This window comes from Marinobacter nauticus (assembly GCF_003634635.1).
Classification (GTDB): Bacteria; Pseudomonadota; Gammaproteobacteria; order Pseudomonadales; family Oleiphilaceae; genus Marinobacter; species Marinobacter nauticus.
This window is the reverse complement of record NZ_RBJB01000005.1, coordinates 70,425-95,095: the sequence shown is the minus strand read 5'-3', so window position 1 is coordinate 95,095 and position 24,671 is coordinate 70,425. Positions and strand designations below refer to the sequence as shown.

The following is a 24,671-nucleotide window of genomic DNA, read 5'->3' as shown; positions in this document are numbered from 1 at the left end:
TGACAATCAATTCCTGCGTAACGTGTTATTTGCGACTCTTGCGCTTACGGCCCGAGCCTGACGGTTTACCTTTGGCAGATTTGGACCGGGCCTCCCGGGCAGCCTCTGCGGCCAGCTTTTCCTTGGCGCTGGCCGGCTTACCGGTTTTTCGCCCTTTACCGGAGCGATCACCCTTGCCTTTGCCCCGCGGCTCGCGCTTGGACACTTCCAGCGCATCGCGGTCTGCCTTCCGGCGCCTGGGGGTACTTACCAGCTCAAGATCGATTTTGCGGTCTTCCAGATCGACACGCACCACGCGGACTCGCACTTCGTCACCCAGACGGAAGCTGACGGCCGTGCGCTCACCAATCAGACGATGCTTGACGGCATCGTGATGGAAGTAGTCACCACTGAGCGTGGACACGTGTACCAGACCTTCGATGTAGATATCGGACAACTCAACAAAGAAGCCAAACGGCACCACCGCGCCGATAATGCCATTGTACTCCTCGCCCACGTGATCGCGCAGGAACTCGCACTTGAGCCAGGCCATGACATCCCGTGTAGCATCGTCGGCCCGGCGTTCGGTCATGGAGCAATGCTCACCCAGCTGCTCCATGCGGGCGTAATCGTAGGGATACTCTGCCAATTCGGGATCGTGCACTTTCGGAGACACCAGATCTTTGGTCGCCTCGGGATTATGGATCCGGGACTTGATGGCCCGATGCACAATCAGGTCCGGGTAACGTCGAATTGGCGAGGTGAAGTGGGTATAACTGGCAAAGCCAAGACCAAAATGCCCGGCTTCTTCAGGACTGTACACCGCCTGGCTCAGAGAGCGCAGCATCACCATCTGGATGACATTGGCATCCGGGCGGTCGGCCACCTGACCCAGCAAGGCCTGGTAATCTGCCGATGATGGCTTATCGCCGCCGCCCAGCTGCAATCCCAGCTCACCCAGGAACAGGCGGAGATTGCTCAGACGCTCTTCCGAAGGCCCGTCGTGCACCCGGTAAAGCGCCGGAATCTTGTGCTTCTTGAGGAAGCGGGCCGTCGCCACGTTCGCGCACAGCATGCACTCTTCCACAATCTTGTGGGCATCGTTCCGGTGCACCGGAACAATTTCCTCAATCTTGCGCTGCGCATCGAAAACAATCTTGGTTTCCGTGGTCTCGAAATCAATGGCCCCACGCTCGGTGCGAGCCTTTCGCAACAACTTGTAGAGGTCATACAGGTTGTGCAGATGCGGCAGCAGATCCGCATAGTGGGCGCTGAGTTTGTAGCCCTGTTCTGTATCCGGATGCTCCAGCATGGCACTGACCTTGTTGTAGGTCAGCCGGGCATGGCTGCGCATTACGGCCTGATAGAAAGTGTAGCCGCTGATGTTACCGGCGGCACTGATGGTCATGTCGGCCACCATGCACAGGCGGTCGACATCCGGGTTCAGGGAACACAGGCCATTAGAGAGTTTCTCCGGCAACATGGGCACCACGTGGTCCGGAAAATACACCGAGTTACCGCGCTGAATGGCCTCTTCATCCAGTGGCGACCCCGGGCGGACGTAATGGGATACATCAGCGATGGCCACCACCAACCGGTAGCCACCACGGGGACGAGGCTCGCAGTAAATGGCATCATCGAAGTCACGAGCGCTCTCGTCGTCGATGGTCACCAGGCGCATGTTGCGGATATCCACCCGGTTTGCCTTGTCTTTCTCTGCCACTTCCGCCGGAATCGAGGCTGCTTGCTCACCTACGGCGGGCGGCCAGCTATGGGGGATTTCGTAGGAACGAATGGCAACATCTATTTCCATTCCCGGCGCCATGTGCTCGCCCAGAATCTCAATGACCTGGCCGGTAGGCTGGGTTCGAATCGTCGGCTGACGAATAATCTCCACCACCACATACTGGCCGTGAACCGCCTTACCCGCCTGCTCATCCGGAACCAGTATCTCGTGATTGATCCGGGCGTTCTCCGGCACCACAAAAGCGATGCCGCTTTCTTTAAAGAACCGACCGACAATCTGGGAAGTACGATGCTCCAGCACTTCCACAATCTTGCCTTCCCGGCGCCCACGATCATCCACCTGATCCACCCGGGCGGCCACCCGGTCACCGTGGAACACCTGGCGCATCTGCCGGGCGGTCAGAAACAGATCGGAGCCACCATCATCGGGGATCAGAAACCCGAAACCATCACGATGTCCAACCACACGCCCGGTGACCAGATCCGCTTCTTCTATCGGCAGAAACGCATCACGGCGGTTACAGATCAACTGTCCATCACGGCACATCGCAATCAGACGACGGCGCAACGCTTCAATCCCTTCCGCGGACGTCTGCCCGAGTTCCTGACACAGGGTCTCGTGCGTGGCCGGCGCGCCCCGCTCTTTCAGATGCTGGAGAATGTACTCCCGGCTCTGGATGGGGTTGTCATATTTCTGGGCCTCACGCTGGGCATGAGGGTCACTTTGTTTGTTCTTCCTGGAAACCATTCGGATCCTTTCTGTCTCACCGCAAACCGTGCGGCATCATTCGTGTTTGATGCAGTATAACGTTGGGATGGGAATGCTGCCTAACAAGGGCGCCAATATAGGCACAAATACCCTGAAATCGTCAGACTCTGCCGCCGAAACTTTTTTAAAAAAATGTTTGACAGCACCTAAACGAATCATTAAAGTACGCGCCATCGGTTGAGGGGCAACTCCTCACCACTGGCAGAAACGCTAGGTTTTCAATAAACTATACGCGAATCTGCAAATCACCTGCCGAGGTGGTGAAATTGGTAGACACGCTAGCTTCAGGTGCTAGTGGGGGCAACCCCGTGGAGGTTCAAGTCCTCTCCTCGGCACCATCCTTTTCCTCTATTGGATGGTCGAATCAATACCTTACAGACTTCAGATATACAGGTGTTTGGGTTAGAAAAGCCCGACTTTAACACACCTGATTAAACCATTTCTATTTCCCTACTCTGCCCTGATAGTTCAGCCACCTTGGGCTGCCCCGTATACGCACTTTCTATTTCTTCCTTTATTGACCTAACGACGCTGTTTGTCGCCTTCATTCAATACCCTACTCTCCTGCAGCATTGCCCGTGTGCGCCCCCGCCGCTACACTCAAAGGCATTTTGACCCGCATGGGCACCACACGCCCCATGCTCATTGCAGTAGATGGAATCCATTGAATGAGCCACAACATCACCCTTCAGCAACTTGAATCCTTTCTATGGGAAGCCGCCGACATTCTGCGCGGCAATATGGACGCATCCGAATACAAGGATTACATCTTCGGGATGATGTTTCTGAAGCGTCTGTCGGATGCCTTTGAAGAAGCACAGGAAGGCGTTGTCCGGTACTACATGGACAAAGGCAAGACCGAAGACCAAGCCCGCGAGCTGGCGGACGATGAAGACGAATACGACAAGACCTTCTACATACCAGCCATTGCGCGTTGGGGTGCTATCAAAGACCTGAAGCACGACATTGGCTCTGAACTGAACACTGCCACGGAAGCCATCGAAGAATACAACCCCGTTCTGGAAGGGGTGCTGGTTTCCATCGACTTCAACATCAAGAACAAGCTGTCTGACAAAAAGCTGCGCGACCTATTGAGCCACTTCAGCCGCTACCGTTTGCGCAACGAAGACTTCGAGCGCCCTGACCTGCTGGGTACTGCATACGAATACCTGATCAAGATGTTCGCCGACAGCGCCGGTAAGAAAGGCGGGGAATTCTACACGCCGTCTGAGGTAGTCCAGCTGCTGGTTGCCCTGCTCAAGCCCCATGCCGGTATGCGCATCTACGACCCCACTGCTGGTTCTGGCGGCATGCTGGTACAGACCCGGAACCATCTTGCAGCCAATGGTGAAAACCCGTCTAACCTGTCCCTGTTCGGTCAGGAGATGAACCTGAACACCTGGGCAATCTGCAAGATGAACATGTTTCTGCATGGGGTCTACAGTGCGGACATTCGCAAGGGGGACACCCTGCGCGATCCGCAACACACCCAGCAGGGGGAACTGATGACCTTTGACCGGGTGATTGCCAACCCGCCCTTCAGCCTGAAGAAGTGGGGGAAGGAAGAAGCGGACAGTGATTCCTATGGTCGCTTCCCCTACGGCACACCGCCCAAGGATGCCGGAGACCTGGCGTTCGTCCAGCACATGATCGCCAGCCTGAACGCCGAAGGCATGATGGGGGTGGTGATGCCCCACGGTGTGCTGTTCCGGGGTGCCAGCGAGAAAGTCATTCGTCAGGGCATCCTGAACGATGACCTGCTGGAAGCCGTGGTTGGCTTACCGGCTGCCCTGTTTTACGGCACCGGCATTCCCGCCTGCCTGTTGATCATCAACAAGAACAAACCGGCAGAGCGCAAAGGCAAGGTGCTATTCATCAACAGTGAACTCGAATACGAAGAAGGCAAGAACCAGAACAAGCTCCGCCAGCAGGACATAGAAAAAATCGTCCAGAGCTTCGACAACTACGCCGAAATCAAACGCTATTCGAAGGTGGTGACCCTCGCTGAGATCGCCGAAAACGATTACAACCTGAACATCCGCCGTTACGCCGACACCAGCCCGCCCCCGGAAATCTTCGACGTGCGCGCCATCCTGCACGGCGGCATTCCCGTTCGGGAAGTAGAAAGCGAGTACATCCGGGAAGAAATTTTGGAAGACTTCGACGTGTCCACGGTGTTTGTGAAGCGGGATTCTGACTACTACGACTTCAAGCCGGAGATCGACGCCAAAGAAGCTATCCGGGAAGCCGTTGGCGATGAAGATGCCAAAGTGATCACCCAGCTAGAGCGGTGGTGGGACAAGTACCGGGTGTCATTGCACGAGCTGGATGAGCAGTTGACTGAGGCAGAGAGCTTGATGAAGGGCTATCTGAAGGAGCTGGGGTATGAGTAATACTGTTCCTGATGACTGGTCTGTCGGCACTCTCACTGACTTCAGTGACATTAACCCCAGATTGGCACAACGATCAGAGATGAATACAGATACTCCCGTCTCATTCATCAAAATGGAAGACGTATCGAATAATGCTGTTGTGAGGAATATTCGTACTGCATCTTACGGGCAGGTTTCAAAAGGATTTACCAGCTTCCAAAATGGAGACGTCTTAGTCGCCAAGATCACTCCTTGCTTTGAAAACGGGAAAGGCGGTTTTGTCCAAGGCTTGAGGAATGGCGTGGGCTTCGGCAGCACGGAGTTCCATGTATTGCGAGCAAGAAAAAACTCTAGCGCGAAATTTCTTTACCAATTCACCAATTCCGAAGACTTTCGTCTCAAAGGTGCAGTAAATATGACCGGCTCGGCTGGTCAACGGCGAGTTCCCACGGAATACCTGAAAACGCTAGATGTAGCTTTCCCCCCTCTCTTCGAACAACAAAAAATCGCAGCCATCCTGTTCTCCGTCGATGACGTGATCGAAAAAACACGCGCACAGATCGACAAGCTGAAAGACCTGAAAACCGGCATGATGCAGGAGCTGTTGACTAAAGGGATTGGGCACACGGAGTTTAAGGATTCGCCAGTGGGGCGGATTCCCAAGCAGTGGACCGTGGTTAGGATTGGAGACCTCACTGTTGAGCACAAGCAGGGATATTACTCGAAGGAAAAATATAGCGAACGTGGCACCTATGTTGTTCGCATAACCGATATGTCTAACCCAAAAATATCATTCGCGGATATGCCAAGGATGGAAATATCTGACGCAGACAAAGAAGCGTACAAGATCAGTAAAGGAGACTTTCTTTTTGCAAGAAGCGGGGCTATCGGGCGATATGGAATATATGAATCAGGAGATGAGGCTGTTTTTGCATCTTACATAATTCGCTTCCGGTTCAGTACCGAACTTTGTACCAACCGCTTCATTGGATACTGCTACGAATCGGACATTTGCCAAGATCAGCTGTCATCGATTACTCAAGGTAGCTCGAACATCAATATCAATGCACAGAATATTAAAGATATTCTTGTTCCGCGCCCTTCAGTGCAAGAGCAAAAAGAAATAGCTACCCGAATCGAGTCAATAGACAACAATATAGAAGTACTCAATAGCAGATATCAAAAATTCAAGTGCATCAAAGCAGCCCTCATGCAAGACCTTTTAACCGGCAAAGTCAGGGTCAAAATTGATCAAAAGGAGTCAGCGGTTGCCTAACCCGGCACCTGCCCCGATATGTTTCAGGATGAAATCGAAAAAGTCGAACTGCCCGCCATTGAACAACTGACCCGCCTTGGATGGACCCACTTGCCCGGTGCAGACCTCGCACCGGTTCTGCCTGTGGATGGCTCACCTGCAGGCGAACGAGGCTACTACCGGGACGTGGTGCTGTCCAAGCGCCTGAAAGCTGCCGTGGTCCGGTTGAACCCCTGGATCAGTGACGAAAACCTAAGGAAAGTCATCCGCGAATTCACCCACCCGAATCACGCGGGTTTGATGGAGTACAACCAGTCTATCTACGACCTGCTGGTGAACTACCTGTCCGTTGAACAGGACCTGGGTGCCGGTCGCAAGGGGCAGACGGTCAAGGTCATCGACTTCGACACCCCTGAGAACAACGAATTTGTATGCACCAACCAGTTCAAGGTTGAAGGCATCAACCAGAACATCATCCCGGATGTTGTCTGCTTCGTGAACGGCTTGCCGCTGGCGGTGATTGAGTGTAAATCGCCTTATATTGCCGATGCTGTAGCCGAAGGTATCAACCAGCTGCGCCGTTACGCCAACCTGCGCAACCCGGAAGACGATGAAGGTGCCCAGAAACTGTTCTGGTACAACCAACTGATGGTGTCTACCTGTCGGGATCAGGCGAAGGTGGGCACCATCAGTTCCAGTGCGCAGCATTATGGCGACTGGAAGGATGCTTACCCGTACACCGATGCCGACATTCGGGCGATGGCTCATCAACCCGACTTTATCTCGACCGGGACTGCCTCAAGCAGCCACAAGGCAGGTGATGTGCCCTCACCGGAGTATCTGGTTGCCGCCAAGCAGGTGGCTGCCGGTGTCGATTCAGCTGCTTCCGGTAGTTCCAGCGAGGTCACACCGCAACAACGTCTGCTTGCTGGCATGTTCACCCCCGCCAGCTTTCTGGACCTGATGCAGAACTTCACCCTGTTTGAACCGGTGGATGGTCGCCTAATCAAGAAGGTAGCCCGGTATCAGCAATACCGGGCGGTGAACAAGGTCATAGAACGCCTCAAGACTGGCACCACGCGCAAAGAAAAGTCCGGGGTAGTCTGGCATACCCAAGGGTCCGGAAAGTCCCTGACAATGGTCATGCTGGCAGTAAAGATGCGCCGTGACCCGGAGCTAAAGCAGTACAAACTGGTGTTCGTCACCGACCGCACCCAGCTGGATGGTCAACTTTCCAAGACCTTCCGGGATGCCCAGAATGAAACCATCCACAACGCCAGATCGGTTGCCGACCTGAAGGACCTGTTATCAAAGGATTCTTCCGACATTGTGACCGCCATGGTGCAGAAGTTTCAGGAAGCAGAACAGGAAGGCGACTTCACCGACCTGAACCCCAGTGAAAAGATCATCGTGCTGGCGGACGAAGCCCACCGCACCCAGTTTGGCGGGCTGGCAATGACCATCAACGCCGCCCTGCCCAACGCACCCAAGATCGGCTTTACCGGTACGCCCCTGCTGAAGTCCCAGAAGATGGACAAAGCCTTTGGCGGTTACATCGACAAGTACAAGATCAACGAAGCCGTGGATGACGGTGCCACCGTGCGCATCATCTACGAAGGTCGCCAGGTCCAGAGCGATGTGGTGGGCGATTCGCTGGACGCGCTGTTTGAAGAATACTTCAAAGACAAAAGCGACGACGAAAAGCGGGAAATCAAGAAGAAGTACGGTGTGGAGCGCGCAGTAAGGGAAGCCCCTGCCCGCATTCGCTGGGTATGCATCGACCTGCTGAAGCATTACCGGGAGAAGATTCAGCCCAACGGCTTCAAAGCCATGATTGTGGTGGGCAGTCGCCATGCCGCCACGGTGTTCAAGAAGACCCTGGACGACCTGGAAGCGCCCCCTTCGGAAGTGATCATCTCCGGCACCCACAACGACCCGGCATACCTCAGCAAGTACACCGACAGCGCGCACCAGAAACAGGTGATCAGGAACTTCACCAAACCCATGGATGAAGACCCCACCAGTTTCCTGATTGTGAAGGATATGCTGCTGACTGGCTTCGATGCGCCCATTGCACAGGTGATGTATATCGACCGGAGCCTGAAGGATCATACGTTGATGCAGTCAATCGCACGGGTGAACCGGACCTATAAGGGCAAAGCCTGCGGTTACGTGGTGGATTACTACGGGCTGTCCGACTACCTGACCGATGCCCTGAAGCAGTTCAGTAGTGAGGACGTGGAAGGCACCTACCACACCCTGAAGGACGAGATACCGCGCCTGAAAGCGGCTCACACCCGTGTGGCTGCTATTTTTTCCGATGTTAAAGGCACAGGTGTAGATGATTACGTGCTGTACCTCAAGGATGAAGACACCCGCCAGCAGTTCGAACTGGCGTTCAGGAAGTTCGCCAAGCAGATGGAAGTGATTTTGCCGGACACCGCCGCCAAGCCGTTCATTCCAGACCTGAAGCTATGGGGCAAGGTTCAGAACGCCGCCCGCAACCGCTACCGTGATCCCGGGCTGAACATCAGCGATGCCGGGGCGAAAGTCCGCCAGCTGGTGGACGAACACATCATCAGCACCGGGGTAGACCCGAAGATTCCGCCCGTGGACCTGATGGCAGCAAACTTCAAGGAAACGGTGGAGCAAATCAAATCCCCCGAATCCCGCGCATCCGAAATCGAAAGCGCCATCAAGCACCACATCACGGTGAATCTGGACGAAGACCCGGAATACTACAAATCCCTGAGTCTTCGCCTGCGGGACATAATCGAAAAGACGGCGGGCAAGTGGGATCAACAACTGGACATGTTGCTTCAGATGGTCGATAGCATGGAGTCCGAGCACAAGCAGGCGGCAGATGATCTGGGGCTGAGTGAAACCGAATTCGCATTCTACAACATCCTGATGGCAGAAGTGACCAGCCATGCCGGTGAAGATGCCATCAGCGAAGCCGTACACGACGAGATCAAGGCAACCAGTCAGGACCTTGTCAGCATGTTCGACGAAGCCACCCAGATTGTGGATTTCTTCAGCAAGCCGGACGAAGTGAAGCGGATGAAGAAAGAAATCAAACGTGCCGTTCTGGACTGTTCCTTCGGTGAGAAAGCACTGGTTAACGTGGTTCAGGACCGATTCATGGAACTAGCAAAGAACAAGTTCAAATGATGGCAGCTGCACAGAAACCGGAATACCGGGACGCAAACGGCTTCATTGCCGAAGTCATCCGAACCAACCGCCGCAAGTCTGCGGATATTCGCGTGGAAGACGGTGCCGTGTCTGTGGTGGTGCCCGTAAACACCCCTGCCGAAAAGATTGACCAGCTACTGGCAGCCAAACGCCGCTGGATCAAAGAAAAGATCACCCTGCACCGGGAAATGACACCTGCCAGCAGCAAACGCTATGTGTCTGGAGAAGCCTTCAATTATCTGGGGCGTAACTACCGGCTGAAGGTAGAAACGGGAAACTTCGCACCTGTGAAGCTGCTGAATGGACGTTTGGTGGTCACCGTACCCAACGGCACCGAACAACCCCACATGATCCGCAATGCCCTTGTGCGCTGGTACAAACGGCAAGCTGAACAGAAGCTGACGGAGAAAGTGAACCGCTTCGCGCCCATGGTTGGCGTGGAGCCTGCCGGAGTTGGCATCCGCACCTTCAAATCCCGCTGGGGCAGCTGCACCGCCAAAGGAAAGCTGGAATTCAACTGGCAAATCATGATGGCACCGAACCGGATGGTGGATTACGTGGTGATTCACGAACTCTGCCACCTGATCCGCCATGACCATTCACCGGAGTTCTGGCGGGAAGTGGCGCGGGTGTTGCCGGAGTATCAGCGGTGCCGGGAGTGGTTGCGGGAATATGCACTTAAGCTGAGTATTTGAAGTATGTATCGGATTAATAAATCAGCAAACAGCATTCAACGACTTGAGCAAAAAACCTTTTCTTCGCTGGGTTTTCGTGAGCGGGACCATCTTCAAGAATGGATCGCCAAACAACCAGACGTTTTGGGAGAAGACCTGTTAATCATTCAGAAAGAGTTTTCTGGATTTGATGCCACGCACGAACGTCTAGATCTTCTTGCGCTGGATAAACAGGGCGCTTTAGTCATCATTGAAAACAAGCTGGATGACTCTGGTCGTGATGTGACATGGCAGGCGCTCAAGTATGCGTCCTATTGCTCCGGGCTATCTAAATCCAACATTGTGAAAATCTTTCAAAAGTATCTGGATATAGCTGAACCCGGAGTGAACGCTGAAGATCGAATCTGTGAATTTCTGGAGAATCAGGATTTTACAGAAGTTACCCTGAACAAAGGGGTAACCCAACGGATCATGTTAATCGCCGCGAATTTCCGCAAGGAAGTTACCAGCACAGTGCTGTGGTTGATGAATTTCAAATTAAGGCTGCAATGCTTTCGCGCCACGCCGTATGCCATGGGGGAAGAACTGTTTCTAAACGTCGAACAGATCATCCCTACTCAAGACACGGAAGAATACATGATCGGCATGGCGGAAAAGGCGCAAGACGATATTGAAGATCAGGTTGAACAGAAGCACCGGCATGTTGTTCGTCGCGAGTTCTGGGGCAGGCTGATTGATTCGATGAATGCCTCACCATCCAACCTTTATCAGAGCATTAGTCCCGGTGTTTATAGTTGGATCGGTGCGGGTTCCGGGGTGGGCGGAATTAGCTTCAACTTCGTTGCAACCAAGCAGTATGGAAGGGCTGAATTGTATATTGACCGTGGCAACAAAACCGAGAATGAACTGGTTTTCGAAGCCTTGGCGGCGCGCAAAAACGAAATCCAGACCGCATTTGGCGGGGAACTTGAGTGGGAGCGCCTAGACGAAAAACGGGCTTGTCGCATCAAGGCTGAAACCGTCGGAAATGTTTATGACCGAGAGCAGTGGGACGAAATGATTAACTTTATGGTAGACGCAATGTGCCGCTTGGAAGCGTCTTTAAAAGGTCCAGTGCGCGAAGTATGGGAGCAGGTGAAAGCCCGGTCACCAATTAACCCCGAATCCATGAACTCGATTTGATTCGCAGCCTAGTTTGGGTGGGCATTTAACGGCTGCTGTACTTCTGGGTCTGACAGCAATGTGGGAACATCCACCCTCAACTGAACAGCAATTGCCTCAACGACCCCGAGGTCACATTCCGCCCGCGACATTCAATCAAGCTGATTAACGTCCGGTGCATCCCCGCAGGACGTTCTTGACGCGTAAAGACTGAACGTTATCTTGACGCCGAGCATTTTGTGCTGCCTGAAAGGGCGACAAACCAACCATCTATCACCCTTCCCGCTAACCGTCTTACTCCGACAGCTTGTCCAACAGATAGTCCGAGAGGGTCTGGTACTCGTACTCCACTGTGGCATACGCCCGGCCCGGCCGGTCGAGAGGGCCGTCGCCGCACTCAGATGTCGCCAGGAAATCGACCAGATATGCCGTCTTGAGCAGGTTCGGACGCTGAGGATCCAGGCCATCGCCGTTCAGTGCGTCGTAAAACAGCTGCCACTGGAACGCCCCGTTCGCGGAATCCACTTCTGGCAGATTTGCGGTCGCCATATCCAGGAACGGGAACCGGAGCAAGCGGGCAACAGAGACGCCATTGCGATCATCAATATCGTATTCATAGGCGCCTGCCCCGAAAAGATCGGAAGCGGCAACGTCACTGGTAAATGAGAAGGGAAACAGCCGGGTCGCATACTGGCCGTTGCGCTCGGTATCGTTAGGCGCAACACCCTGCGGCGCGCAGGAGGCGCCGCCACCGGAAAACTGAACGCCTGCTTCCAGGCCACCGCCCTCGGTCAGCTGATACCCACTGACCAGATCCAGGGGCGGCTGTTCGCCATCCAGGACTTCCGCTGGCGAATTGGCCGACTCAACCTTCAGTTCGCGGTCAGCCCTGTTGGGCACAGACTCCACCAGGGTTCCCGCCTGATCGTCCCAAACCCAGCTGATATCACTAATGCCATCCAGCTCGGTTCCCCCTGGCGTTACCCCGAGCGTCTGCTCGTGGCATGTAGTGACCGTATCAAGACTGGCCGTGCCATTCTCCCAGGCAAACTCCAGGCGCTCGTGCACGCCCTCCTCGTCGTACCAGACGGCACTTTGAGGTGAAAGGGAGGACGATGGCAGCCACTGGGTCTTCAGATTGGTCATATAGCCATCAGCCTGAAACAACCGGGCCATCTCAGGCAGCGAAATACCCATGCAGCCCCGGCTGGACACAGCCAGCAGCCTGCCACCTTCACTGTATTCAAACGACAATTCTGCCGAGGCGCCCAGATCCGAGGTATTGGTGGGCAGCGTGTCTGATCGGGTTGGCCGTGCCGAAATCCGCTGGCTGACCAGCAGCCTGGGATTGCTGACCTCCACATCAACATCCGGCAGTATCAGCGTATCGGTATCCACATTGCCGTAGTTGCCACCGGATACTCTGGCATCGACAATCGCAATAACCTCATCAGCATTCTGAACCAGGGAATAGCCAAGCAGATATACACCGTCACGCGGTAACAGGCTGGCCTCGCTGCCGTCACTGCCGTTCCCGGCCAGGTAATCGTTGTAGCCATCAGGGATCTGGCTGGCCATGAACCGCGCCAACGCCCGGGCATAGGCGTGAGCGCGGTCGTCATTGGCAAGGATATAGTCCTTCCACAGATTGATACCGTCCAGATCAGCGAACCGATTATCCGGAATCGGGTTTTCAGTATTCCACTGTCCGGCCAGGCTCCGGAAGCGGGCCAACGTAGTCAGTGGGGTAATATTGGTGACGCCGGGGCTGGCCGACATCAAAAACGCCCGAGTGACCGGCTCATCACCGTAGCTACGCTCCTCCAGGGTCTGCCCGGGGATGGCAAGGGCATAAAGCGGATAATCCCTTGGGTCCAGGTTTGCCCCGATGGATGACGGAACATCCAGTGCGGATACATCCATGGAGAACCGCCCGCCGGGACCACTCATCACGGTTGGCTCGCCATTCTCCAGAACGTGGGTATTACCGCTGTCCAGCTCAATCTCAACAGGGCCTGCGGTGTACTGGCCATTGTCGTCAAGATCCAGCCAGACCCGGGCATCGTTGAGGTAACCGTCGATTACCCGCCCCTGGTAGGGCGCTCGCTCACTGTAGGTAACACCATCGAACTCCCGGCCATCAACCGGCAGGTCATCGGATTCATCACCACAGCCGGCGATCGCAAGTGACAGCAGAGGAACGGTAACACTGATCAGACGTTTCATCGCGGCAACCATTTATCCTTGTTAGAGGTTGTGCCGCTACTTTAGGAGATGTGCCGCCGGGAGACCTTGACAGGCTTGGCAAATTGTAAAGTTTGGTAACGAGCAGGCCCCGGAATGTGCCGGGGCCTGCAAATCGGGACAATTCGTCAGAACGACCGCGCCACGATTTCTTTCATGATTTCGTTGGTGCCGGCGTAGATCCGCTGCACGCGCGAATCGGCCCACGCCCGGGCAATCGGATACTCCCACATGTAGCCGTAGCCACCGTGCAGCTGAACGCATTCGTCCATCACCTTGCATTGAAGGTCGGTAGTGTGCTGCTTGAGCATGGCCGCCGTCGGGATATCCAGTTTCTTGTCGAGGTGCAGCTCCAGGCAACGGTCAGTGAACACACGGGCGGCCGTGATTTCGGCCTTCAGTTCAGCCAGCTTGAAGCGGGTGTTCTGGAAAGCGATGACGGGTTTACCGAAGGCTTTGCGTTCTTTCACGTAATCCAGGGTCCACTGCCAGGCCGCCTCGGCGGCGGCTACGGCGGTCAGGGCCACCTGCAGACGCTCGGCCGGCAACTCCTGCATCAACTGGAAAAAGCCCTGCCCTTCCATGCTGCCCAGCAGGTTGTCTGCCGGTACTTTCACATCCTGGAAGAACAGCTCGGAGGTGTCCTGGGCTTTCATCCCCACCTTGTTCAGGTTCTGGCCTTTTTCAAAGCCCTCCCAGGCGGTTTCGACCAGCAACAAGCTGGTACCCTTGGCACCTTCTTTGGGGTCGGTCTTGGCAACGACAATCACCAGATCCGCCAACTGGCCGTTGGTGATAAAGGTTTTCGAGCCATTCAGAATGTAGTGGTCACCCTGGCGAATCGCCGTGGTTTTTACGCCTTGCAGGTCGGAACCCGCGCCCGGTTCAGTCATGGCGATGGCAGTAATCATTTCACCTGAAGCCATTTTCGGCAGATACTTCTGTTTCTGCTCTTCTGAGCCGTAGTTCAGGATATAAGGCGCCACGATATCGGAGTGCAGCCCCCAGCCAATGCCAGACAATCCGGCCCGGGAGATCTCTTCCATAATCACTGCGGAGTAACGGAAATCGGCCCCCACACCGCCGTACTCTTCCGGCAGCATCGGGCACAGGAAGCCCAGCTCACCTGCTTTCTGCCAGAGCTCGCGGCTGACCTGACCATCTTTTTCCCATTGGTCATGATACGGAGCCGCTTCCTGCTCCAGAAACTTGCGAACGGAATCGCGGAAGCCTTCAAGATCGGCGTCGAAAAGAGTACGTGGAATCATTGCTGAACCTCGGTAAACGGGTTGGTTTATCATTGTGTTCAGCAAGTCTGTGGCGGGGCGGGGTTTCGCTCAATGGTGAAAACCATCAATCGCTTTGGCAAAAACCATCGCCCCGGAACGGATCAGTCGGCTTTCTTTTCTCCCCAGCGAGGTACCAGGGTTTGCGGAAGATCCAGATGGTCGAGAATCCGGGCCACCATAAAATCGACCAGATCATCCACCGACTGCGGGTTGTGATAGAACCCGGGGCTCGCCGGCATCATTACCGCACCCATGCGGGTGAGCTTGAGCATGTTTTCCAGGTGCACTTCGGAATACGGCGTCTCCCGTAACACCAGAATCAGCTTGCGGCGCTCTTTCAGGGCCACGTCGCCGGCGCGCTCGATCAGATTGTTGCTGGCGCCGGTCGCCAGTGCCGAGAGCGTGCCGGTGCTGCAGGGGCAAATTACCAGCGGCGCCTTCTCGCCGGAACCGGAAGCCGGTGGAGAAAACCACTCCTCCCGGCCAAAGACCTGTACCTGACCGGGCTGCGCACCGGCGAAGTCCGACAAGGCCTCTGCCATGGCAGGCGTGGAACCCGGCAGCCGAAAATCGGTTTCAGTCGCGATCACCACCTGGGCCGCCTTACTGATCATCACGTTCACACGGCAACCGTTGGCTACCAGGCACTGCAACAGACGAAGCCCATACTGGGCTCCGGACGCGCCGGTAAACGCCAGATTAACAACCGGTGATTGTTCAGCCACGACGCTTCTCCAGTTCGGCCACCAGTTTCCGATGAATGCCGCCAAAACCGCCATTACTCATGATCACGATATGACAGGTCTCTGGCAGTCCCTCCAGCGCCTTCTCAATCAGTTCCTCCACCGACGCCTCCACCCTGTGATGATCCAGCTCACCGTGTTCCGCCTGCCAGCTCCCCACCAGTTCCGGCAACCAGTCCATATCACTGAGATTACCCCAAAGCACCCGATCTGCCAGTGCGGCACTCGGGATCAGCGTCTGCTTGTGCACACCCTGCTTCATGGTATTGGAGCGGGGTTCGATAATGGCCAGGATGGGCTCATCTCCCACCCGGTTGCGCAATCCCTGCAGGGTAGACGCAATCGCGGTTGGATGATGGGCAAAGTCGTCGTATACGCGCACACCGCCGATTTCGCCCACCAGCTCCATTCTGCGCTTCACTCCAGAGAACCGGCACAACGCCGCCACCGCATGGTCAGGCGTTACGCCCACATGACGGGCAGCGGCAATCGCCGACAGGGCATTACGCACATTGTGCAAACCGGTCAGCCCCCATTTCAGCGTCGCAACCGGCTGCTCATGGTGGATGACCATGAAGCGGCTGCCATCCTCAGCCAGAAGCTCAGCCCGCCAGTCCGCCGTGCGGCTGATCTCGCTGCCGATAGCCGTATCCTGCACCGGGCTCCAGCACCCCATCTCCAGGGCATTATCCAGGTGGCTGTCCAGGGCAGGTCGAATGATCAGGCCCTGAGACGGTACGGTACGCACAAGGTGGTGGAACTGACGCTCAATGGCTTCCACGTTTTCGAAAATGTCGGCGTGGTCGAATTCCAGGTTATTCAGAATCAGGGTACTCGGGCGGTAGTGGATAAACTTGGAGCGCTTGTCAAAGAACGCGCTGTCGTACTCATCCGCCTCGATCACAAAGAAATCACTGCTGCCCAACCTGGCAGACACCGGAAAGTCCTGGGGCACACCGCCTACCAGGTAACCGGCATCAAAGCCGGCCTGGTCGAGAATCCACAGCAGCATGGCCGTTGTGGTGGTTTTGCCATGGGTACCGGCTACGGCCATCACCCACCGGTGGCGCAGGACTTCCCGGGCGAGCCATTCGGGGCCAGACATATAATCAATGCGCCGGTTGAGCACCGCTTCCACTTCCGGATTACCCCGGGACATGGCATTCCCGATCAGCACCAGATCCGGTTTCGGCTCCAGGTTCTCGGGCCGGTAACCTTCTGTCAACGCAATGCCCTGGGCCTCCAGCTGAGTACTCATGGGAGGGTAAACGCCCTGGTCTGAACCGGTCACCTTATGCCCCAGCTCCCGGGCGATCACCGCCAGACTGCCCATGAACGTGCCGCAAATGCCCAGAATATGTATATGCATTAAGGTTGTGCCTCCGGTTTGAAACCTGCCAAGCCTCTACCATACTTTCTGCGCGGTCAAGAGCCGGCATATGCTCATGAAAAACCGCGGTGTTTGGCGTATCATCTGCGCCATCGTTGAACCAGCAGGAGGCTTCAGCCCGAGATGGCTATCAAGAACGCATTTTATGCCCAGTCTGGCGGGGTCACCGCCGTTATCAATGCCAGTGCTTGCGGTGTTATCCAGACCGCACGCAAACATCCGGACCAGATCGGCAAGGTCTATGCCGGCCGCAACGGCATCATCGGTGCTTTGAAAGAAGAGCTGATTGATACCAGTCTGGAATCTGACGACGCCATCCAGGCCCTCATCCACACGCCAGGCGGGGCTTTTGGTTCCTGCCGCTACAAGCTCAAGAACATTTCCGAGAACCAGCGCGAATACGAGCGCCTGATTGAAGTGTTCCGGGCCCACGACATCGGTTACTTCTTCTACAACGGCGGCGGCGATTCCCAGGATACCGCCTATAAGGTCTCCCAACTGGCCGATCGTATGGGTTACCCGATCACCTGCATTGGCGTGCCCAAAACGGTCGACAACGACCTTCCCTTCACCGACTGCTGTCCCGGCTTTGGTTCCGTGGCCAAGTACATTGCCACATCCACCCTCGAAGCCAGCCTGGATATCAAATCCATGTGTGAAACCTCCACCAAGGTCTTCATTCTGGAAGTGATGGGTCGCCACGCCGGCTGGATTGCTGCCGCTGGCGGACTGGCCGGACAGAGCGAAGGCGAGCCGCCTCACGTCATCCTGTTCCCGGAGATTCCCTTCAACCGGGAGAAATTCCTGGAGCGAGTGGATCAGTGCGTGAGGGATTACGGTTACTGCGTGGTGGTGGCGTCTGAAGGCGCCCAATACGAAGACGGCCGCTTCGTTGCCGATGCCGGCGCCAAGGATGCCTTCGGCCACACCCAGCTTGGTGGTGTTGCCCCGGCCCTGGCCAATATGGTGAAACAGGCCCTGGGCCACAAATACCACTGGGCAGTGGCAGACTATCTGCAGCGTGCAGCCAGGCACATTGCCTCGGCCACTGATGTGGAGCAGGCTTACGCGGTTGGCAAGGCTGCGGTGGAAATGGCCCTGGCAGGCAAACAGGCTCTGATGCCCACCATCGTGCGGGATCAGGCCAAGCCTTATCGCTGGTCAATCGGCGAGGCCAACCTCAGCGAGGTCGCCAACCAGGAAAAGAAAATGCCGATCCATTACATCACAGACAACGGCTTTGGCATCACTCAGGATTGCCGGGATTACCTGCAGCCGCTGATCGCCGGCGAAAGCTTCCCGCCGTTTGACGACGGTCTGCCCAGGGTTGCCAAGCTGAAGAACCAGCTGGTGGAGAAGAAACTGAGGACCGAGTTCGAACTCTGATCCTGCCCTGCAGCCCTACAAAAAAGCCCGGCCAAAATTGCCGGGCTTTTTTTTACGCTACAAACGGCTGCGACCTAACTGGCCGTTTGCGCCTCATGGCGGCGCACATACGCTGAGAAATCGTCGAAACCACCCACATACTCGGAACCCACCAGAATCTGGGGCACCGTGTAGACTGGATGGCCGATACGGTCGGCAATGTCCTGTTTGCTCATGCCTTTTTCGATCATGTCCACCCACACGTAGGGGATGTTTCTGGATTCACACAGGTCCCTTGCCCGAACGCAAAAACCACAACTTGAACGGCCATAAATCGTGACCTGCTCCATACATACCTCCTGACTCAAAGGGTTGCGAGTGGCTGGCACTCAGCGCATTTATAATGTCGCAATAATGGCATGGCGAGCACCAATTGAAAATTGATCCTCGCCATGATCGTGATAGTAGCTGACGATACCGATATCGCCCGAGGAAGGGCCAGCCTCAGGTTTTCAGGCGGCCCAGTTCGCGATCCAGCACCTGAACCTGGCCATCGAGCGCTTCGCCACTCTGGCGGACCCGCTGCGCCAACTCCCTCAGATCGTTGGCTGCGTCGCCGATGTGGGTCAGGTTCCGGTTAATTTCCTCGCTCACCGAACTCTGCTCCTCAGCGGCGGTGGCCACCTGGGTGACATGCTCAACAATCGTGGCGATACGCTCAACCACTGTGGCCAGCGAGTGACTGGCTTCCCGGGTACCCTCTACCGCGCTGGTGGCTCGCTCCACCCCGGTTCCAATGACCGTTACCGCACCGTCCACGTCGCCTTTCAGACGCTCAATCATGCCACTGATTTCATCCGTGGATTCGCGGGTTCGGGACGCCAGCGTGCGCACTTCATCGGCTACCACCGCAAAGCCACGCCCCTGCTCTCCGGCCCGTGCAGCCTCGATAGCGGCATTCAGTGCCAGCAGATTGGTCTGCTCAGCAATGCCACGGATTACTTCCAGAATCCGGTTGATTTCCTCACTGCGCTGGGCCACGTGACCAATAGCCGAGCTGGCCTGATCCATATCGCCGGCCAGTGCATCCACGCCCCGCAACGCCGTACCCAGAGTATCCTGGGTAAATTTAATGCCATCCCGCGCAGCCCGGGCATTATCCGCTGCCTCGCCAGCAAAGCCGGCCACTTCCCCCGCCGCCGCCGACATTTCATTCATGGCGGTCACCACACTGTCGATATCCTGATGCTGGCGGGCTGTCTGTTCATCGGTATCCCGTGCAATGGCGCCCACATCCGAAGCCTGCCCCCGCACCTGGGCATTCACATCTTTGAGGTCGTTGATCATTTCCCTCAGGCGGGCCAGGAAGGCATTAAAGCCGCCAGCAAGGTCAATCAGCTCGGCATGAGTGTCAATATCCAGTTCACGGGTAAGATCGCCCTCGGCACTGGCCAGATTGCGCATGCGCTTCCGGATTTCGTCCAGCGGCCGGGTAACCGAACGCACCAGCAACACCAATACGGCAATCGCAAGCACGACCACCACAATGCCCACCACGGTTTGGCGGGTGGCCGTGCTGGTTACTTCGTCTGACAGCAACGCCGTTATTTCATTCACACTGGCCAGGGCGATATCGCGCGGCAATTCAATCAACAGCGACCATTCAGCGCCAGGTAACGCGACCTTGACGGGATACGACACGGCGAGAATCTCACCGTTGTCGAAGCTGCCTCCGTTGCGGTGCAACGCCGTAAATTCGCCAGCCAGATCCGGCAGTGCTTCCCGCAGTGGCCGGCCCAGATGCTCCTGATAATGACTCGAAGCAGCAATCAGGCCTTTCTCGCTCAGCAATGTGACCCGTGACTGGCCGCCAAAGAGTTCCTCGCTGACGCGGGCAATGGTCGACTGCAGTGTCGACAGGTTGATGTCGGAACCGACCACCCCGGCAAACTCGCCGTCACTGATCACCGGCACCACCAGGCTGGTCATCAGCTCGGAGTAGCCCTCTTCAATCTCATACTCATAGGGCTCCATCAGGCAGGGCTTCAGAGAATCGCGGGAACACAGGTACCATTCGGCTTCACGGATCCCGAACTCATTGCGGTTATCCAGGTATTTGGTGGCAGGGTCTTCGGTTCTGCTGAACAACACATTGCCGGCCGGGTCCCGATAGTAGTAGATCTCAAGGGTGCCCTCATCACTGCTGTGTTCTTCCACGCCGCCGGTAAAGTAAATGTCCTGGCCGTCGTAACCATCCGGCTCAAACTGGGCGTAAATCGAACTCAGATGCTTCTGTTCCTCGAGCACAGCCCCAATGTTTTCCTGAAGGTCGCGCCGGCTGATCCTTCCGGAACTGTCCGCTTCTATATTGCGGGTAATCAGGCTGCGAACCACTTCAGGCGTCTGGTAGGCGGTTTCGAATACCCCGGTCACCAGCTCACCGTATTTCCCTGCGGTCGCACTAAGCTGATCCATTACAATACGTTGCACCGTGCCCCGGGTTTCCCGGGTCAGCCGTTCCTCCATGGAACCGAGGGAGAGCTGGGCGGTGATAACAATACTCACACCCATGGTTAGCAGCAGTGCAATCACCAGGGCGTAGAGTTTTACGCGCAGAGAGAGTTGTTTCATGTACATCGAAACCTTTTTCTGTGAGGCTTAACCAACATCCTAGAGCATGGAGGCGTTTTTGGCCTACCTGACCCTGTTCCTGACATCTTTTGCCGCGGCAACGCTGCTGCCCGCGTATTCGGAAATACTGCTCGGCACCCTGGTCAGCCAGAATTATCCCCTGTTCTGGTTGTGGTTCTGGGCAACCATGGGAAATACTCTGGGGTCAGTGGTTAATGGGCTTATCGGCCGGCAAGTGGATCGCTTTAAGCACAAACGCTGGTTTCCCGTCAGTGAACTTCAACTACACAAGGCACGAAACCGGTTCAATCGATATGGTCAGTGGTCGCTCCTGCTGGGCTGGTTGCCCATTGGCGGCGATGCACTGACCCTGGTGGGCGGCATTATGCGAGTCCCCTGGCTGAATTTTATTGTTCTGGTGGGGATTGGTAAGGGACTGCGCTATGCCTTCGTCATCTGGGTGGTGCTGACCGCGTCTGGCTAGGCAGCACCGCTCCCATAGAGGTATTTTCTCAACAAGTTCTCGCCGTTGAACTCGGAGTGCAACACCGCAATGAAGGTGTAAACCCCGATTAGTTTTCGATTGAGGAACACGAATTCCTTGGGGGGTACACGAAAATAGCGGCTGATGGCAGACCTGGCGGCCTGCTTGGCCACTCTCGAGGGCAAATCGCTCTGTTTCCAGCGGTACTGGCCATGGCTGTTGACGGCATAATCCGGCCACTGACTGCGATCCTTCGCCAGGGGTTCCAGTACTGACATACAGACCTTGCCAAACTTGTCCAGCACCTCCGCCGGCCAGTCCCGGCTCATGAATCTGAGCTTGATTCCGCCCTCAACAACCTGCTCCAGATCTTCCTCATAGGAAGCCCTGATCATCTGGATGACCGGCTTCAGAAAGCCAGACGAGTAACTCTGCACGGCGCCAAAATCCAGCAGGACAATCCGGTCAGTTTCCGAATCACCACCCTGTTCGCCCGCAATACGAATCCGGTAGTTGCCGAAATTCGGGTCGGTCTGGATCTCACCCCATTCAAATAGTTCCCGGAAAAATAATTCCAGGGCTGCCTGGCCCAGGGCACTGCGTCGCTCCAGTGGCAATTCACGAACCGCCACTGAACTGACCGAATGGCCGTGCTCATAGGTCGAGGCAATAATATGATCCGTTGAAAATTCTGCCAGCACTCTTGGCACCACAAAGCGTGGATCATGGCTAAGCATCTGGCGGAACTTTTCGGTGGTACGGGCCTCCAGCCGGTAATCCACCTCCCGGTGCATCATTTCCCGGACTTCTTCCAGCCAGTCGTTGAATTCAGGGCCGAAGCTGACCAGCCGCGCCACTTTCAGCAGATGAGCCACAGCGTTCAGATCACTGTCGACGGCATCGGCAACACCCGGGTATTGCACTTTGAGCACAAGCTCCAACCCGTCGCTACGGCGTACCGCACGATGAACCTGGCCAAGTGAGGCAGCTCCTATAGGCTCCGGGTCAATATCGAGTTCAGAAAGCCGGCTCTCCCCCAGTTCGGCTTTGAGCACCCGCTCAATGGCCGGCCACTCCAGAGAGGTGGTCTGGTCTTCCAGAGTGTGCAGCGCCTCAGTCACTTCTTCGGGGAGAAAATGCTCGCCGTACAGCGCCATGACCTGGCCGATCTTGACCACACTGCCCTTGAGCCGGCCAAGTTCGTCCACCAGAAACCGGGCCTGACTGGAGAGCATTGCCCGATGCCGCTGCTCCCGGGTTTCCTTGTTGCTGAACCAGTTAGTCGCCATATGGGACGCCATGCGCGTGCCTGCGAACAGTCCGGCTCTGGTCAGCGACAACCTGCGCTCAAAGCTGCCGGTCTTGATACGGGAGACGGATTTTCCGGGTCGGCTGGAAGACATGAAAGACCTGTTTCTGTCAGGAAATGTGAATGCCTGCAATATATCTGACCATTATACGGATCTGGGCGCGCGACTACCTAACCCAGTCGTCGCGCCGGCACTGCCCCTGCAGCCAATGTGTATAAACTTCGACCAATTTAAAAGAGTTCGTGACATCGGTTACGTTTTGACACAGTCACAGATCACAAAGCGGTCTAGTATTGGTTGACAGGGTTTCTGTGATATTTATCAACTACAACAACACCACCCACACATGAATCAGCCCGCTTCAAGAACGCCAGACGCTGAGCTGTCGCAGTTTCGCGTTAAAGGCGAGATACCGGTACCGGCCCTGATCAACGGCCTCACCTGTGCGGCAGTGCCGTTGCTTGTGTTTTTCGCCTGGCGCTCGTCCGGCCACGGCGACCCGTTAACTTCACGGCTGCTGCTGGCCTTCGCCGCCCTTCTGGCCATTAATGCGATCGTCTTTCTGAGCCTGGGCCACAAAACCCTCCAGCGCCGGGCATTCATTACCCTGATTATCGCTCTGTTTACCTACCTGGCCATTCAGGCGGTTGAAGACGGCTCGGCCATCATCTGGCTGTTCGCCTATCCCCCCATAATCTTCTACATCAGTGAAGCCAGAGTCGGCATACTGGCCTGTGTGGGCGGATGGCTGGCCGTATTATTCCTGTTCAGTCCGTTGGGGGATATGGTTTTTGACTCGCCCTACAGTACCAGCTTCCGGCTTTCCATGATCATCGTGCTGGCTTTCGAAATGGCCACTTGCTACATCCTCGATCAGAGCCGGCGGCGGAGCAAGCTAGGCTTGATCCGGCTGGCCGCAGAATTCGAGTACGCCGCCAAACACGACGCACTCACCAGCCTGGCCAATCGCCGCGAAGGTTTGGAACAACTGGAAACAGAGTATCAGCGCTACCTGCGTAACGGTCGCAGCTTCTCGGTTCTGCTGATGGATATCGACCTGTTCAAGAATGTGAACGACAGCTACGGTCACCAGGCGGGCGACGACATGATCGTGTTGGTTGCCCGCACCGTGACCGGCCAGAGCCGCAAGGTGGACACCATCGCCCGCTGGGGCGGAGAAGAGTTTCTGGTACTACTCCCCGAAACCGCCCTGACCGAAGCCGCCGCCACGGCAGGGCGAATCCGTTCAGCCGTGGCGAGCCAGGGCATTGACTGCGCGGGCAAGCGAGTGACCGCCACAATCAGCATCGGCGTGGCATGTATACAGGGATCGGAGTCGATCGATCGCCTGCTGCAACGGGCCGATGAGGCGCTATATCAAGCCAAGACGCTGGGGAGAAATCGCGTGTGTCAGGCTACTGAGGCGCTTCACCAGCCCTGACGTTGCTCCACCTGACTGTGGCCCAGGCCGTCGACCAGCTCGCTCACCAGCCGGCGCTCCAGGTCATAGACCGAGGCTCCGGCCTCAAAATCACTGACTTGGCACATGGACATGCCCGCGTAGCCACAAGGGTTGATTCGGGAAAAGGGTTCCATGTCCATGTTCACATTCAGAGCCAGGCCATGGAAGGAGCAGCCCCGGCGGACCCTCAAACCCAAGGACGCAATCTTGGCGCCGTTCACATAGACACCCGGCGCATCTGACCGCGGTGCTGCTTCAATGCCGCCTTGGGCCAGGGTACGGACAATCGCCTGTTCAATAGCACTGACCAGGTTACGCACCCCGAGTTTACGCCGGGTCAGATCAATCAGCAGGTAGATCACTAGCTGCCCGGGGCCGTGGTAGGTCACCTGGCCACCTCGATCAACCTGAATCACCGGAATGTCTCCTGGCAGAAGGATATGCTCGGCTTTGCCCGCCTGCCCCTGGGTAAACACCCGGGGATGCTCCAGGCACCAGAGCTCATCCACGGTGGCCTCGTCCCGGTTGGCGGTGAACGATTTCATCGCTTCCCAGGTTTCCATGTAGGGCTGTTGCCCCAGTGACCGCACGATGAGGTCAGCCAC

General features: G+C 56.1%; 17 protein-coding genes and 1 tRNA gene. 9 read left to right on the top strand and 9 right to left on the bottom strand.

Going from position 1 to position 24,671, the window contains the following annotated elements:
- Positions 1–25: 25 nt before the first annotated feature.
- The gene (rnr, locus tag C7436_RS15410; RefSeq protein WP_121208379.1) at positions 26–2,473 is read right to left on the bottom strand and encodes a ribonuclease R; all 2,448 of its coding nucleotides are present in this window, start codon (positions 2,471–2,473) and stop codon (positions 26–28) included.
- A gap of 272 nt (positions 2,474–2,745) precedes the next feature.
- On the opposite strand from rnr, the gene C7436_RS15405 reads away from it, so the two are divergent.
- The 6 genes from C7436_RS15405 to C7436_RS15380 all read left to right on the top strand — a co-directional run bounded on the left by C7436_RS15405 (position 2,746) and on the right by C7436_RS15380 (position 11,169).
- Positions 2,746–2,832 (top strand) — tRNA-Leu (locus tag C7436_RS15405).
- A 330-nt stretch (positions 2,833–3,162) separates the two neighbouring features.
- Positions 3,163–4,887: a type I restriction-modification system subunit M gene (locus C7436_RS15400; RefSeq protein WP_121208378.1), complete on the top strand. Its 1,725-nt coding sequence runs from the start codon at positions 3,163–3,165 to the stop codon at positions 4,885–4,887.
- Positions 4,880–6,142, top strand: a complete 1,263-nt coding sequence (locus C7436_RS15395) for a restriction endonuclease subunit S (RefSeq protein ID WP_121208377.1) — start codon at positions 4,880–4,882, stop codon at positions 6,140–6,142. Before C7436_RS15400 ends, C7436_RS15395 begins: the two co-directional genes overlap by 8 nt.
- 18 nt (positions 6,143–6,160) lie before the next feature.
- Positions 6,161–9,292 carry a type I restriction endonuclease subunit R gene (locus tag C7436_RS15390; RefSeq protein ID WP_121208376.1) on the top strand — a complete coding sequence of 1,044 codons (3,132 nt, stop codon included), beginning with the start codon at positions 6,161–6,163 and terminating at the stop codon, positions 9,290–9,292.
- The gene (locus C7436_RS15385) at positions 9,289–10,008 is read left to right on the top strand and encodes a M48 family metallopeptidase (RefSeq protein WP_121208375.1); all 720 of its coding nucleotides are present in this window, start codon (positions 9,289–9,291) and stop codon (positions 10,006–10,008) included. Before C7436_RS15390 ends, C7436_RS15385 begins: the two co-directional genes overlap by 4 nt.
- 3 nt (positions 10,009–10,011) lie before the next feature.
- On the top strand, positions 10,012–11,169 hold the full coding sequence (locus tag C7436_RS15380; RefSeq protein WP_121208374.1) for a DUF4268 domain-containing protein: 1,158 nt from the start codon (positions 10,012–10,014) through the stop codon (positions 11,167–11,169).
- Positions 11,170–11,442: 273 nt separating this feature from the next.
- Here C7436_RS15380 and C7436_RS15375 read toward each other — a convergent pair whose 3' ends face one another.
- The 4 genes from C7436_RS15375 to mpl all read right to left on the bottom strand — a co-directional run bounded on the left by C7436_RS15375 (position 11,443) and on the right by mpl (position 16,793).
- On the bottom strand, positions 11,443–13,374 hold the full coding sequence (locus C7436_RS15375; protein ID WP_121208486.1) for a hypothetical protein: 1,932 nt from the start codon (positions 13,372–13,374) through the stop codon (positions 11,443–11,445).
- A gap of 146 nt (positions 13,375–13,520) precedes the next feature.
- Complete coding sequence (locus C7436_RS15370; RefSeq protein WP_011785859.1) at positions 13,521–14,660, bottom strand: acyl-CoA dehydrogenase family protein; 1,140 nt, start codon at positions 14,658–14,660, stop codon at positions 13,521–13,523.
- A 122-nt stretch (positions 14,661–14,782) separates the two neighbouring features.
- Positions 14,783–15,406, bottom strand: coding sequence for a flavin prenyltransferase UbiX (locus tag C7436_RS15365; protein WP_011785860.1), 624 nt, complete (start codon positions 15,404–15,406; stop codon positions 14,783–14,785).
- Positions 15,399–16,793, bottom strand: coding sequence for a UDP-N-acetylmuramate:L-alanyl-gamma-D-glutamyl-meso-diaminopimelate ligase (gene mpl, locus C7436_RS15360; RefSeq protein WP_121208373.1), 1,395 nt, complete (start codon positions 16,791–16,793; stop codon positions 15,399–15,401). The genes C7436_RS15365 and mpl overlap by 8 nt, the downstream gene beginning before the upstream one ends.
- A 144-nt stretch (positions 16,794–16,937) precedes the next feature.
- On the opposite strand from mpl, the gene C7436_RS15355 reads away from it, so the two are divergent.
- Entirely contained in the window at positions 16,938–18,200 is a 1,263-nt protein-coding gene (locus C7436_RS15355) for a 6-phosphofructokinase (protein ID WP_011785862.1), read from the top strand.
- Positions 18,201–18,274: 74 nt separating this feature from the next.
- Here the strand turns inward: C7436_RS15355 and C7436_RS15350 are convergent, their stop codons facing one another.
- Entirely contained in the window at positions 18,275–18,529 is a 255-nt protein-coding gene (locus C7436_RS15350; RefSeq protein WP_011785863.1) for a GrxA family glutaredoxin, read from the bottom strand.
- 154 nt (positions 18,530–18,683) lie between these two features.
- Positions 18,684–20,810, bottom strand: a complete 2,127-nt coding sequence (locus tag C7436_RS15345; RefSeq protein ID WP_121208485.1) for a methyl-accepting chemotaxis protein — start codon at positions 20,808–20,810, stop codon at positions 18,684–18,686.
- 58 nt (positions 20,811–20,868) lie between these two features.
- Here C7436_RS15345 and C7436_RS15340 point away from each other — a divergent pair, with 58 nt between their 5' ends.
- Positions 20,869–21,294 carry a YqaA family protein gene (locus C7436_RS15340; protein ID WP_014420673.1) on the top strand — a complete coding sequence of 142 codons (426 nt, stop codon included), beginning with the start codon at positions 20,869–20,871 and terminating at the stop codon, positions 21,292–21,294.
- On the opposite strand, the gene C7436_RS15335 is transcribed toward C7436_RS15340, so the two are convergent.
- Entirely contained in the window at positions 21,291–22,697 is a 1,407-nt protein-coding gene (locus tag C7436_RS15335) for an ABC1 kinase family protein (RefSeq protein ID WP_121208372.1), read from the bottom strand. The two genes, C7436_RS15340 and C7436_RS15335, sit on opposite strands and share 4 nt — an antisense overlap.
- Positions 22,698–22,950: 253 nt before the next feature.
- Between C7436_RS15335 and C7436_RS15330 the strand changes: the two genes are divergently transcribed.
- The gene (locus C7436_RS15330) at positions 22,951–24,045 is read left to right on the top strand and encodes a GGDEF domain-containing protein (protein WP_121208371.1); all 1,095 of its coding nucleotides are present in this window, start codon (positions 22,951–22,953) and stop codon (positions 24,043–24,045) included.
- On the opposite strand, the gene lipB is transcribed toward C7436_RS15330, so the two are convergent.
- Positions 24,033–24,671 (bottom strand): lipoyl(octanoyl) transferase LipB, encoded by a 639-nt coding sequence (gene lipB / locus C7436_RS15325; RefSeq protein ID WP_121208370.1) that lies wholly within the window; start codon positions 24,669–24,671, stop codon positions 24,033–24,035. The genes C7436_RS15330 and lipB overlap by 13 nt on opposite strands.